At 35.9% G+C, this 12,484-nt stretch carries 15 protein-coding genes; 13 read left to right on the top strand and 2 right to left on the bottom strand.

Annotated features, from left to right (window positions below):
• Positions 1 to 44: 44 nt before the first annotated feature.
• Complete coding sequence (gene lysA / locus MKY26_RS09360; RefSeq protein WP_307313001.1) at positions 45 to 1,364, top strand: diaminopimelate decarboxylase; 1,320 nt, start codon at positions 45 to 47, stop codon at positions 1,362 to 1,364.
• A 369-nt stretch (positions 1,365 to 1,733) separates the two neighbouring features.
• Positions 1,734 to 2,096, top strand: a complete 363-nt coding sequence (locus MKY26_RS09355) for a GNAT family N-acetyltransferase (RefSeq protein WP_095372704.1) — start codon at positions 1,734 to 1,736, stop codon at positions 2,094 to 2,096.
• A gap of 13 nt (positions 2,097 to 2,109) precedes the next feature.
• Here the strand turns inward: MKY26_RS09355 and MKY26_RS09350 are convergent, their stop codons facing one another.
• Positions 2,110 to 2,622, bottom strand: a complete 513-nt coding sequence (locus tag MKY26_RS09350; RefSeq protein WP_095372705.1) for a DUF309 domain-containing protein — start codon at positions 2,620 to 2,622, stop codon at positions 2,110 to 2,112.
• A gap of 111 nt (positions 2,623 to 2,733) precedes the next feature.
• Positions 2,734 to 2,868, bottom strand: a complete 135-nt coding sequence (locus MKY26_RS09345) for a YjcZ family sporulation protein (RefSeq protein WP_095372706.1) — start codon at positions 2,866 to 2,868, stop codon at positions 2,734 to 2,736.
• Positions 2,869 to 3,084: 216 nt separating this feature from the next.
• Here MKY26_RS09345 and MKY26_RS09340 point away from each other — a divergent pair, with 216 nt between their 5' ends.
• The 11 genes from MKY26_RS09340 to resB all read left to right on the top strand — a co-directional run bounded on the left by MKY26_RS09340 (position 3,085) and on the right by resB (position 12,482).
• Complete coding sequence (locus MKY26_RS09340) at positions 3,085 to 3,837, top strand: segregation/condensation protein A (RefSeq protein ID WP_095372707.1); 753 nt, start codon at positions 3,085 to 3,087, stop codon at positions 3,835 to 3,837.
• Positions 3,838 to 4,419: an SMC-Scp complex subunit ScpB gene (gene scpB / locus MKY26_RS09335; protein WP_095372708.1), complete on the top strand. Its 582-nt coding sequence runs from the start codon at positions 3,838 to 3,840 to the stop codon at positions 4,417 to 4,419.
• A 223-nt stretch (positions 4,420 to 4,642) separates the two neighbouring features.
• On the top strand, positions 4,643 to 4,999 hold the full coding sequence (locus MKY26_RS09330) for a hypothetical protein (RefSeq protein ID WP_307313006.1): 357 nt from the start codon (positions 4,643 to 4,645) through the stop codon (positions 4,997 to 4,999).
• 72 nt (positions 5,000 to 5,071) lie between these two features.
• Positions 5,072 to 5,560 (top strand): YpuI family protein, encoded by a 489-nt coding sequence (locus tag MKY26_RS09325; protein ID WP_095372710.1) that lies wholly within the window; start codon positions 5,072 to 5,074, stop codon positions 5,558 to 5,560.
• Positions 5,561 to 5,731: 171 nt separating this feature from the next.
• A complete protein-coding gene (locus MKY26_RS09320) occupies positions 5,732 to 6,613 on the top strand; it encodes a superoxide dismutase (protein WP_341052766.1) in 882 nt (293 codons plus the stop codon).
• 290 nt (positions 6,614 to 6,903) lie between these two features.
• Positions 6,904 to 8,046 (top strand): D-alanyl-D-alanine carboxypeptidase family protein, encoded by a 1,143-nt coding sequence (locus tag MKY26_RS09315; RefSeq protein ID WP_307313009.1) that lies wholly within the window; start codon positions 6,904 to 6,906, stop codon positions 8,044 to 8,046.
• Positions 8,039 to 8,626, top strand: coding sequence for a nucleoside recognition domain-containing protein (locus tag MKY26_RS09310; RefSeq protein ID WP_095372712.1), 588 nt, complete (start codon positions 8,039 to 8,041; stop codon positions 8,624 to 8,626). Before MKY26_RS09315 ends, MKY26_RS09310 begins: the two co-directional genes overlap by 8 nt.
• 5 nt (positions 8,627 to 8,631) lie before the next feature.
• Positions 8,632 to 9,162, top strand: a complete 531-nt coding sequence (locus MKY26_RS09305) for a spore maturation protein (RefSeq protein ID WP_095372713.1) — start codon at positions 8,632 to 8,634, stop codon at positions 9,160 to 9,162.
• Between the two features lie 266 nt (positions 9,163 to 9,428).
• Entirely contained in the window at positions 9,429 to 10,160 is a 732-nt protein-coding gene (gene rluB / locus MKY26_RS09300) for a 23S rRNA pseudouridine(2605) synthase RluB (protein ID WP_341096156.1), read from the top strand.
• A 134-nt stretch (positions 10,161 to 10,294) separates the two neighbouring features.
• Positions 10,295 to 10,819: a thiol-disulfide oxidoreductase ResA gene (resA, locus tag MKY26_RS09295; RefSeq protein ID WP_307313012.1), complete on the top strand. Its 525-nt coding sequence runs from the start codon at positions 10,295 to 10,297 to the stop codon at positions 10,817 to 10,819.
• Between the two features lie 19 nt (positions 10,820 to 10,838).
• Positions 10,839 to 12,482, top strand: a complete 1,644-nt coding sequence (resB, locus tag MKY26_RS09290) for a cytochrome c biogenesis protein ResB (protein ID WP_341098682.1) — start codon at positions 10,839 to 10,841, stop codon at positions 12,480 to 12,482.
• The last annotated feature ends 2 nt before the right edge of the window (positions 12,483 to 12,484 follow it).

Below are 12,484 nucleotides of genomic sequence, written 5' to 3'. Positions count from 1 at the left end.
TCAATTCTTTGATTAGAGAAGTAATGGACGAAAGAGGGGAAAGCATGTTTTTTCACGGTACATCAAAGGTAAATGACAAAGGACACTTAGAAATTGGCGGTGTTGATACAGTAAAATTAGCTAGTAAATATGGCACGCCTGTTTATATTTATGATGTAGAGTTAATAAGAAGAAGAGCACGTGGATTTAAGAAAATGTTTCAGGAAAATAATATAAAGGCACAAGTAGCCTATGCAAGTAAGGCTTTCTCTTCTGTAGCGATGATTCAGTTAGTGGAAGAAGAAGGATTGTCTTTAGATGTTGTTTCTGGAGGAGAACTATACACTGCCATTAGGGCGGATTTTCCAGTTGAACGTATTCATTTTCATGGGAATAATAAAAGCCGTGAAGAATTAGAAATGGCGCTTTCCTATAATATTGGTTGTATCGTCATAGATAATTTCCATGAAATGAACTTATTAGAAGAAGTAGCTATATCAATGAATAAGCGCGTCGATGTGTTACTAAGGATTACTCCAGGAATAGAAGCGCATACACATGATTATATTTTAACTGGGCAAGAAGACTCTAAATTTGGTTTCGATTTACAAAATGGACAGGCAGAGGAAGCATTAAAAATCGCCCTTAATTCCCAACACATCCATTTACTTGGGTTCCATTGTCATATTGGTTCACAAATCTTTGAACCAACTGGATTTATCCTTGCCACACAAAAAATCTTTGCCAAATTGAAAACGTGGAGCCAAAAATATGATTATGAATCTGAAGTTCTTAATTTAGGTGGAGGATTTGGGATTAGATATACAGAGGAAGATGAACCACTCGCCCCAGAAACGTATGTAGAGGAAATTATCAAGGAAGTAAAAAAACAAACAAGCCATCACGGGATGACTTTACCTGAAATATGGATTGAACCTGGAAGATCACTTGTCGGTGATGCTGGCACAACCATCTACCAAATTGGCTCATCAAAAGATGTTCCGAATGTAAGAAAATACTTGGCTATTGATGGAGGAATGAGTGATAATATCCGTCCTGCTCTCTATCAGGCACAATATGAAGCTGTTCTTGCTAATCGTGTCCTAGATGATATAGAGGAAAAAGTCTCTATCGCAGGTAAATGTTGTGAATCCGGAGATATGCTTATTTGGGATTTGCCACTTCCGAAGGCTGGAAACAACGATTTGTTAGCTGTTTTTTGTACAGGTGCATATGGTTATTCAATGGCAAATAATTATAATCGTATCCCTCGTCCACCTGTTGTGTTTGTGGAAGATGGAGAAGATCGATTGGTCATTAAAAGAGAATCATTTGAAGATATGGCACGGCTAGATTTACCTTTAAAAAACAAGGTTAATCAGTAATTAACATGAACCAAGAAACTTAGGTGGGTTTCAGAATCTTCATAAGGGACTCACCTATTATTCTACTTATTTGGCGAACTCCTTCTTTTAACATATTGGAATGTAGAAACCTTTCATGTACAATAAAGATGAATGTATATCAAAAGGGGAGCTACTGAAGAAAGTATGGATAAAAAAAGTAATATTATGTTATTTGTCTTTATTTTAGGTATAGCTTTTATATGGGGGCTTATTTATTGGTTATTTATTGCCCCGCAATCATAACTAGTTCCATTTCTATCTATAGATACATATGATAAAATAGTTTATGTTAGTTGTGAAATGGAAATAATAGCAAATAAACGGTTTTACTAATAATGAGGGGTTATCATGTTAATACGCTATAAAAAGTCTTTTGAGAAGATTGCTATGGGACTTTTATCTTTTATGCCAAAAGAAAAAGTATTAAAGCAGTTGTTACAGACGATTAAAGAGTATGAAAGTGAAGAAAATCTGCAATTGTTTTTGTGGAAAGAAGACGAAGATATTATTGGGCTAGTTGGTGTATGCTTATCTGATCATCATATTGAAGTTCGTCATATATCAGTCAACCCTTCTCATCGTCAGCAAGGAGTCGGTAAGTCGATGATAAAAGCATTAAATGACACTTATCCACATAAAGAACTAACAGCGGACAATGTTACAGAAGCCTTTTTACAGAAATGTGAAGAGATAAATAAAGGCAGCGAATAATTTTCGCTGCCTTTTAGCGATGTCTTTGGAGGGCTTTCTCTCTTTCTGCGATGACATTTGACCGATCTCTTTTCATATGTCGATGAACAATTTCTTCGTTTTCAAGATTGCTTTCCTGTCCCCATCGGAATCCTTTAGAATTACATGTCTTTTTGACCTCATCTAATAAGGAAACATCGTTTATAGGGAAGTAATAGCTTTTATAAGGAAAGGCCTTATCAATTTCTTCTTGCATTGTGTGTATATCATTTAACAGTTGTTGATGGTCAATACCAAGTTGTTTTACTTCTTTTGGATATGACGAAAGAATAAATGCTGCTTTTTGCAATGTTTTTTTAGCACCATGAAAATTCCCTCTACGATGATGATAATTAGACACGGCGACTTGAATCAAGCCAACCCAGATGGATTGCTTGTTTCGATTGTCTACTTCTTTCCAATATTCCTCTAAAATTTCGTGGCATTCAAAATAATCACGATCGCCGTGATAATGAGCTAAATAGTCAATAAAAGCTTGGGGATGCAAAGTTACACTCCTCCTTCAAACATACAGTTGATTAATTTCATGGTATCATATAATAATGATGGAAAAAAGAAATGCCTGGCAAATTACAATGCCAGGCAATGTCTATTTACATTAAAATAACCAAGAAGCGCCTACGATAATAAGTAGGATGAAGAGAACAACGATTAAAGCAAAGCCTGCACCGAAACCGCCACCATAGCACTCTTCTTCTCTATGATGATTGTCACCATAATTTTCTCTGGACATATTTATACCTCCATTAGTACCTAATTGTCATTACCTTCTCATTGTATGTGCGTAGTTTGTCTCATGTTTGGGCTTAGGATAAAATAAAAAGTAAGTTTCTAAAAGTTGAAAAAAGAGTCCGTTGTTGAAGGAAAGAATTATGTTGGATTCGCTACGTTGAATCATCTATACTGTATAGAGTAAAGAAATAATTTTATAGAAATTTTGGTGGAACATATGGAGCATTATAATGTAAAGATTAACGCCTTCGAAGGGCCGCTCGATTTATTACTGCATTTAATTAATCGGCTCGAGATTGATATATATGATATTCCAGTAGCAGAAATTACTGAACAGTATTTAATCTATATACATACTATGCAAGAATTAGAGCTGGATATAGCAAGTGAGTATTTGGTTATGGCTGCCACGTTACTCGCTATCAAGAGTCAAATGCTACTCCCAAAGCACGAAGAAGATAACTATGACGAAGATATTGATATGGAAATGGAAGAAGATCCACGAGATGAACTCGTTGAAAGATTAATAGAGTATCGTCGTTTTAAAGAAGCAGCCGAGGACTTAAAGGAACTTGAACAAGAAAGAAGCTTATTATACACAAAAGCACCGAGTGACCTTTCTGACATGGCAAAAGAAGTGAAAATGGAACAGACCCAAGTCGACGTATCGCTTTACGATATGTTAGGTGCGCTGCAAAAGTTATTAAGAAGAAAAAAATGGAAAGAACCACTTGCAACGAAAGTAGCCAGGCAGGAAATTCCGATTGAAAAAAGAATAGACGAAGTTATACGTACACTTAGAAAAAGTAATGGCCGTAAAAACTTTAATGATTTATTTACTGCACATTCTAGAGAAGAAGTTGTTGTAACCTTTCTAGCTGTTCTAGAGTTAATGAAAAGACAGGCTGTGCTCGTTACACAAGATAATAACTTTGCAGAATTGTATGTAGAAGTAGCGGAGGGAAAGTAAGTGAGTAAGAAAGAAAATTGGAAAGCCATTTTAGAAGGGCTTTTATTTGCAGCAGGAGATGAAGGACTTAATTTGAAATCGATTGCTTCGGTATTTGAAGTGAGTGATCAAGAGGCAAGTGAAAGAATGAATCAATTAATGACTGAGTTAGCAAATAACCAAGGACGGGGATTACAAATCATTGAAATTGGTGGGTCGTATCAATTAACGACTAAAAAGGAATTAGCTGACTATTTAAAGAAACTCGTGGAAGCTCCTTCCTCCCATTCTTTATCGCAAGCTTCTTTAGAGACATTAGCAATTATTGCTTACAAGCAGCCCATTACAAGAATTGAAATCGAGGAAATTCGTGGAGTGAAGACAGAAAGACCATTACAAACACTTGTGGCAAAAGCATTAATCAAAGAAGTAGGAAGAGCTGAAGGTAATGGTCGTGCATATTTGTATGGCACGACAAAGGGTTTCTTAGATACATTTGGATTAAAAAGTTTAAAAGAGCTGCCAAAGCTACCTGATCAAGGAGACGAAGAGTTTGAGCAAACAGAAGCAGATTTGTTCTTTGATACATTAAATAATGTATAAGTGAAATAATTCTGAACAATCAACAGCTCATTTATGTTAATATAAAAACATTAAGGGTGATTTACTTGTTTAGCATAATTAAACACCAAAGGCATATATACATAATGTCAGATGGTACAAAAGAAAATTATTTCCCTTAATAAATTTATGTCATCAGCAAACTTCATTATTATCAATCACGATGCTTATCAAAAAGTAGATTGAATCTGAAGGAGGGTTCTGATTGTTCATTCTGCAATCGAAAGGATGGTCGCTTGAAAAAACTCTTCCTAATTCCTTCGAAGATTTTTTTAATAAAAGTGAAGTCGTTTATGAGGAAGATGGAGAGGAAAGAAAATTCACATTAACTTATTTGCAGTACTTTGAAGAAAAGCTTGATCAATTGACATCATATGAACAGTCAGTAAGTGATAGTACTTTTAAGGATATTGCAGCGCTAGCTTCTCTTCTCAATCATCCGGAATTGAAGCTGAGAAAACGGTTATTTATAAGTGATGAGACCGCTTTTATACGGTTATTTGAGGGATTTGATTTTAAGCAAATATCTAACATAATAGAAACAATGATGCAGAATAAATGAAGAGCTGATATAAACAAATTGGCTGAAGAACGAAATGGATAAAAGAGTAGCTAAATATACGGGAGGAAAATGATGGGAAATTCTATAGTTGAATCACAAATGGAAGATGTGCAACAATTCCTTAGTAATACGGTAAGCACTTTTGAGAACTTCTTAAATGAAACAACCTTGTCGGTACTTAAAGAGGAAGGACAGGGTGATGAGCGATATTATAAAAGCATTTTATCGAATTTGAGAAAGCTTCTAGTGTTTTGCGAGGAAGGTCATGAAGCATGTCGCATCATACTCATGAGTGATCAATTTCAGCGGGGAGCAGCTGAGCAAACATTGTATAAACTTTACCATCATTGTATTGAAGAGTTTTTCTCACCTAAAAATGATGCGTGGTATGAGAATAGTCGTTCAGCGTATACAGGAAAGAATTCAATTCGTTTTCATCACGAAGTACCCGTTCGCCTTGAGAACCTATTTAGAGGATTAGAAAGCGATTTCCAAAAGATAAGAGAAGAACTAGAATACTACGAAACAGATTATCGTACAAAAATGATGCAATCAAAATAAATATTGAAATACTTTAGAATGAGCTAAGGCACGGACAAATTTGTTCGTGCTTTTTTGTGTCTATAGCGTTCAAAATGATAAGCATCATGTAGAATGGCTAAAAAACGATATTATTTATCATTACTATACATATGATGTAGTGAAGAGGAGGGATTTAGCTTGAATCATCGTATGAATGAATACTTAAAGAATGTGTTTCAATGGAATGAAGATATGAGGGCTTTTTTGGAGAGTGAAAATATTGAAGAGAGCAATGAGCTATGGGATAAACTTGATCATATGACAGCCATTATGGAGACAATTGATCATAGTATGGGAGACAAGGAAATAGAAGAAATTCACGAAAAAGTAGAAGAACTTCACGGTGAGATGGAACAGTATTTCAATCACCGATTATCACTTGGACAAATTTATGTTAATGAAGTAAGTGTTCAAGCTGGAAAGCATGAACTTCCACCTTTACCTTATGGATATAATGCTTTAGAACCGTATATCTCAGAAGAAATCATGAGATTACATCATGATAAGCATCACAAAAGTTATGTGGATGGACTGAATAAAGCAGAAAAAGAATTAGAAAAGGCGAGAAATTCGGGCGATTTTTCTCTAGTTAAACATTGGTCAAGAGAATTGGCTTTTAATGGATCAGGCCATTATTTGCATACGATATTTTGGGGAAATATGAGTCCGCAAGGTGGTGGAGAACCTACGGGGGAATTAAAAAAAGAAATAGTCAAATACTTTGGTAGCTTTGAAGCTTTTAAAAAACATTTTACAGAAGCGGCAAAGCAAGTAGAAGGTTCAGGTTGGACCATTCTTGTTTGGTCTCCGAGAGCTAGACATTTAGAAGTATTACAATCTGAAAAACATCAAAACTTAACACAATGGGACACGATCCCGTTACTAGTGTTAGATGTATGGGAGCATGCCTATTATTTACAATATAAAAATGACAAAGGTGCTTATATTGAAAGTTGGTGGAATATTGTAAACTGGGACAATGTTTCAAGAAGGTTTCAAAAAGCACATGAAATGAAATGGCAGCCTTTTTAAGAAAATAGTACAAGAAAACAGGCAGTTGCTTATGTTTTTTACACCCCGCAAGAGTATTGAGCTCTCATCTCTTGCGGAACCTCAATCATAGTCAGTCAACAAAGTCCAAGTGATCCAACAGTTTACAATACCCGTATCCTTACCCCAATTTGAATGAAGTTCAACTCCTTTCGATGAAGGTTGATAAAATACAGACTACTAATTTATGAACCGATCGCCATGAATCTGTCATAACAAAACTTGTCCTGCATAGAATTGTACAAACCATAAAATGAGACGGGGTTTGTGCGATGAAGAAATGGAAAAACCTAATCACTATTCTCATAATGTCCACCTTATTGCTTAGTTTAAGTCCACAACTAGTAGAGGCGAAGCCCTCTGTTAGTGCTAGAAATGCAGTATTAATCGAACAGGAATCAGGTAGAATTATTTATGATAAGGCAGCCAATGATCGAAACCGGATTGCTAGTATAACAAAAATTATGACAGCAATATTGGCGATTGAATCAAATAAGCTAGAAGAAGATGTGAAAGTAACTGATACGATTTTAAAAGCAGAAGGCTCATCCATTTATTTGAAACCGGGGGAAGAAATCAAACTAGAAGATTTGGTTTATGGCTTAATGCTTCGCTCGGGTAATGATGCGGCAGTTGCGATTGCAGAGTATGTAGGCGGAAGCTTAGATGGCTTTGTGTATTTAATGAATCAGAAGGCTGAAGAAATAGGCATGACAAATACGCATTTTGAAAATCCACATGGGCTTGACGATCATGAAAATCACTATTCAACTGCCTATGATATGGCGTTACTTACTCGCTATGCAATGAAAAATGAGACGTATCAAAAAATAGCAGGGACAAAATCTTATCGATCTGAAAACAGAGATTACAGCTGGAATAATAAAAATCGTTTATTGACCCAGCTTTATAAATATACAACTGGTGGAAAGACTGGTTATACAAAAAGAGCAAAAAGGACTTTAGTAACAACAGCGACAAAAAACAATCTTGATCTAATTGCTGTTACGTTAAATGGACCGGATGATTGGAATGATCATATTGCTATGTATGAGGGTGCATTCGATCAATATGAACAAGTTGAAGTATTGAGTGAAGGGAGAATTAAGGGGGTAGAATATGCTTTCTACAAAGATAAGGTATCACTGCACTCCTCCTTTTCATACCCGGTAACAGAAAAAGAGAAAGAATCTTTTCGGATTAAATATAATTTCATTGAACCGAAAGAGAGTTGGAGAAAAGGTGAAAAATCACCTGAAATAGTAGGAAAAGCCGTTGTTTACTTAAATGATGAAGCAATTAAAACTTTGCCTATTCACTATAATCAGGCTGGAGTTAAAGAAGAAAAAGGAAAATTTTTTGATTACTTCAAACATCTGTTTATAAGGATATTAGGAGTACAACAACATGATTAATGTTATATGGGCAGGGTTAGCGATCATTGGTATCGTTTTTGCCATGATTAATGGAACTATAAGTGATGTAAATGAAGCGATATTTAAAGGGGCAAAAGAAGCAGTCACATTATGTATTGGTTTAATCAGCATATTAGTCTTTTGGCTAGGAATGATGAAAATAGCCGAACATGCAGGTCTATTAGACAAGCTGGCTAAACTATTTAAACCATTTATATCAAGACTTTTTCCGGATGTACCGAAAGATCATCCGGCAATGGGCTATATATTATCGAATATGATGGCCAATTTGTTCGGCTTAGGGAATGCTGCTACACCTCTAGGGATTAAAGCAATGGAACAATTAAAAGCATTAAATGGTGAAAGTACAGAAGCAAGTCGTTCTATGATCACATTTCTTGCCATCAATACATCAAGTATTACATTAATTCCAACAACAATTATCGCCATCCGCATGAATTACGGGTCAGCTAGTCCAACTGACATCGTTGGTCCTACCCTTATAGCGACAATTTGTTCGACCATTTCCGCTATTTTGATTGATAGATACTTTTATTACAGGAGATCACGAAAAGGATGAGATAGATGGAAATAGTATCTTTAATTTCTCTTTGGTTTATTCCCGTACTTATAGGTTTTATATTAGTCTACGCGACGTTTAAAAAAGTACCGACTTATGAGAGTTTTGTAGAAGGTGGGAAAGATGGCATTAAAATTGCTATCTCAATCATTCCTTTCTTAGTAGGTATGATGGTAGCTATTGCTATCTTTCGAGCATCAGGTGCATTAGAATACTTTCTTGATTTCATCAGACCATTATTTGTGGCTATCGGGATTCCAGCAGATGTTGTCCCGCTCGCTATTATTCGTCCAATATCAGGTAATGCTGCCTTAGGAATGACAACTGATTTAATAGCTGAACACGGACCAGATTCATTAATTGGAAGAATGGCATCTGTCATTCAAGGGAGTACAGATACAACCTTTTATGTATTGACTGTTTATTTTGGAGCAGTCGGTATTAAGAAGATGGGTGATGCGTTGAAAGTTGGCCTATTAGCAGACTTAGCAGGTTTTATCGCTGCCATCCTTATTGTATTACTTGTCTTTTCATAATGTAGTCTTTTATTTATAAAAGAGGAAGCTGAACAAATTTGGATCATTTGTTTGGCTTTTTTTTGTGCAGTGTGATAACAGCTTACTACAATGCTTCTTTTATGTTAGAATTGCCTACTAACTGTTCAAATTCAAAGAGAAGGGAATGACTATTGTATACTTAGTTTAAAAATGTACAATTTGGTTAAAAAATGCGCTCTTTGAAAAAACTTGAACTTATGGCATAATTCATATGGACAGTAATAGAGATTTTGAGGTGACTGATAATGGAAAGATTACAGAAAGTCATAGCCCATGCAGGGGTTGCATCTAGGAGAAAAGCGGAGCAACTTATTGTAGATGGCCGTGTAAAGGTTAATGGTAAAATTGTAAAAGAATTAGGGTTGAAAGTGACACCTTCTGATAAAGTCGAAGTTGATGGTATCCCGGTTGAGGGTGAAGAGCCGGTTTATTTTCTTCTATATAAGCCAAGAGGTGTATTATCAAGTGTTGCGGATGACAAAGGTAGAAAAGTGGTAACCGATTACTTTGAACATGTGAAACAAAGAATTTATCCAGTGGGTCGATTAGATTATGATACATCAGGATTATTATTATTGACGAATGATGGTGAATTCGCGAACTTGCTTATGCATCCAAGAAATGAAATTGAAAAAGTATATGTAGCGAAGGTAAAGGGCATTCCTTCTAAAGAAAGTTTAAATCATTTACAAAGAGGTGTCCGCTTGGAAGATGGAAAAACGGCTCCTGCACGAGTAAAAGTGCTTAGTAGTGATAAACAAAAACAAACAGCGATAATCGAATTAACGATTCACGAAGGCAGAAACCGTCAAGTGAGAAGAATGTTTGAGGCTGTTGGTCATCAAGTGCAAAAGCTTAAAAGAGAAAGATACGGATTCCTTCAATTGAACGGACTTTCAGCGGGCGGGGCAAGAGAACTTACAGCACATGAAGTAAAGCAATTTAGGGCATTAGCTAAAAAGAGTACAGGTAAATAAATGAAAAAGTCATAGAGTTGTCACATTTCCTTCACACCGTTTACAAGGACTGTTTTCATACTAGTGATATAATAAATACCAAATTGTTAAAATAATGCTAAAAATTTGTGTCTTAACTTTGGGAGGAATTTTTCATGAAAAAACGACGGCTCGTTATGAGGACAGCGATATTAGTGATTCTATTTGCAGCCGTTGCTTACACGCTATATGCAAACTTTAATAAGGATAATGTGCATAAAGTACAAATAGGTAAAGAAGCTCCTGATTTTGTATTAGTCGATATGGATGGAAAAGAGCATCAATTATCTGACTATAAAGGCCAAGGCGTTTTTTTGAACTTTTGGGGTACTTGGTGTAAGCCTTGCGAAAAAGAAATGCCATTTATCAACAATCAATATGAACAATTTAAAGATCAAGGGGTTCAAACAATCGCAGTAAACATAAGTGAATCGAATCTAGCAGTGAATAAGTTTATTGAAAGACATGGCATGACTTTTCCGGTAGTCATTGATAAAAATGAAGATGTAAAGGCAGCATATGGAATCGGTCCTTTGCCTGCGACTTTTCTCATTAATCCTGAAGGTGAAGTCGTGAAATATCATACGGGGACTTTGACAGAACCAATGGTAAAAGATTTTATGACGCAAATCAAACCGTAATTATTGGGGAGTTTTTATGATGAAACAAGTAAAGTGTGAATGTGGCCATGTAAACCCTCATGGTACAGTCCTATGTGAATCATGCGGTCGTGTGTTAGTAGAAGAAGAGAAAAGTAAAAAGCTCGTTGATATGCGTTATGAGGGCAGTGCGAGAAGGTCACAAACGTACAACAAAACAATTATTGATAAAATATGGAACTTCTTTTCTTCTGTTAAAGTAGGGGTAACTTTAATCATTATTACATTAGCCGCTTCAGCAATTGGTACCATTTTCCCGCAAGAAATGTATATACCGCCTACAGAAAATGCATCCGTTTATTATGAGGATCAATACGGGTTTGCTGGGGAAGTGTATTATACGTTAGGATTTCACAACCTGTATAGCTCATGGTGGTATTTATTGCTCATTGCTTCAATTGGCGTATCTCTGGTTATATGTAGTCTTGATCGTGTCGTACCTCTATACCGTGCCTTGAAAAAACAAAGAGTCGATCGGCATGAAGGGTTTTTAAAACGCCAAAGATTATATAGAGCTACAACCTTGGCTTCTGTAGAAGAGGATTCATTTGAGAAAATCAAGGCGAAACTAAAGGAAAAACGCTACAACATAAGAGAAGAGAATGGGAGTATACTTGCTGAGAAAAATCGATTTTCAAGATGGGGCCCTTATATAAACCATATTGGGTTGATCATTTTTTTAATTGGAGGCATGTTGCGTTTTGTGCCAGGAATGTATGTTGACGAATTGCTATGGATCCGTGAAGGTGAAACAGTCGTTATCCCAGAAACAAAAGGCGAGTATTATCTGGAAAATCACGAATTTATTCTAGAAACTTATGAAAAAGAAAAAGAAAATGAAGCGTTTTCAACAGCGATAGAAAACAATGGTACAGTCGCGAAGAACTTTCAAACAAATGTGAGTCTTTACAAAGAATCTGGAGAAACAATTGCAGGGCAAGACCCAGAACTAGAAAAGCTAGAAGACTATGAATTAAGGGTAAATGAACCTTTAAAGTTTGAACAGTTTGCTCTTTATCAACAAAGCTATAAACTAGGTGAGCTAAGCGAAATGTCGTTTGCTTTAACGAATAAAGAAACAAATGAAGAATTTGGTCAAATGACGATTGATTTACATAACCCACAAGATGAATATACATTTGAAAATGGATACAGTGTTGAGCTAATGAGCTATTTCCCTGATTTTGAATTTGATGAAAATTCAGAGCCAGTCACGAAATCACGCGTGCCGAACAACCCAGCGTTTATCTTTAAAATGTTCTCACCCGAACATCCTGATGGAGAAGTTAGCTTCGTTGCTATACAACAAACGATTGAACCATATGGTGATAATGACTTAAAGATGGCCTTTAAAGGAGTAGACACGCAAAATGTTAGTGCTTTGACCGTAAGAAAAGACTTAACACTTCCTATTCTAGCTATAGGTGGTCTCATCTTCATGATTGGTGTCGTGCAAGGTGCATACTGGAACCATCGCAGAATATGGGTTAGAAGGTTAGGAGATCAAGTTTTAGTTGCGGGTCATACAAATAAAAATTGGCACGGACTTAAGAGAGAGATCACCCATGTATTTGATGGTAGTGGTATTCAAGAACCGATTGACCAATCAGATGAAACAACAAATAAGAAGGGTAAGGAGGAGTAATA

The organism is Cytobacillus sp. FSL R7-0680, from assembly GCF_038009245.1.
GTDB lineage: Bacteria > Bacillota > Bacilli > Bacillales > Cytobacillaceae > Cytobacillus > Cytobacillus kochii.
Note: the sequence above shows the minus strand (reverse complement) of the source record. Positions and strands in the feature narration are given on the sequence as shown.

Coding starts and splice junctions, on each gene's coding strand:
- MKY26_RS09310 (WP_095372712.1), top strand. CDS start 8,039: ATGATTAATGTTATATGGGCAGGGTTAGCGATCATTGGTATCGTTTTT.
- resA (WP_307313012.1), top strand. CDS start 10,295: ATGAAAAAACGACGGCTCGTTATGAGGACAGCGATATTAGTGATTCTA.
- MKY26_RS09345 (WP_095372706.1), bottom strand. CDS start 2,868: ATGTCCAGAGAAAATTATGGTGACAATCATCATAGAGAAGAAGAGTGC.
- MKY26_RS09315 (WP_307313009.1), top strand. CDS start 6,904: ATGAAGAAATGGAAAAACCTAATCACTATTCTCATAATGTCCACCTTA.
- rluB (WP_341096156.1), top strand. CDS start 9,429: ATGGAAAGATTACAGAAAGTCATAGCCCATGCAGGGGTTGCATCTAGG.
- MKY26_RS09340 (WP_095372707.1), top strand. CDS start 3,085: ATGGAGCATTATAATGTAAAGATTAACGCCTTCGAAGGGCCGCTCGAT.
- MKY26_RS09305 (WP_095372713.1), top strand. CDS start 8,632: ATGGAAATAGTATCTTTAATTTCTCTTTGGTTTATTCCCGTACTTATA.
- lysA (WP_307313001.1), top strand. CDS start 45: ATGTTTTTTCACGGTACATCAAAGGTAAATGACAAAGGACACTTAGAA.
- MKY26_RS09355 (WP_095372704.1), top strand. CDS start 1,734: ATGTTAATACGCTATAAAAAGTCTTTTGAGAAGATTGCTATGGGACTT.
- resB (WP_341098682.1), top strand. CDS start 10,839: ATGAAACAAGTAAAGTGTGAATGTGGCCATGTAAACCCTCATGGTACA.
- MKY26_RS09320 (WP_341052766.1), top strand. CDS start 5,732: ATGAATGAATACTTAAAGAATGTGTTTCAATGGAATGAAGATATGAGG.
- MKY26_RS09325 (WP_095372710.1), top strand. CDS start 5,072: ATGGGAAATTCTATAGTTGAATCACAAATGGAAGATGTGCAACAATTC.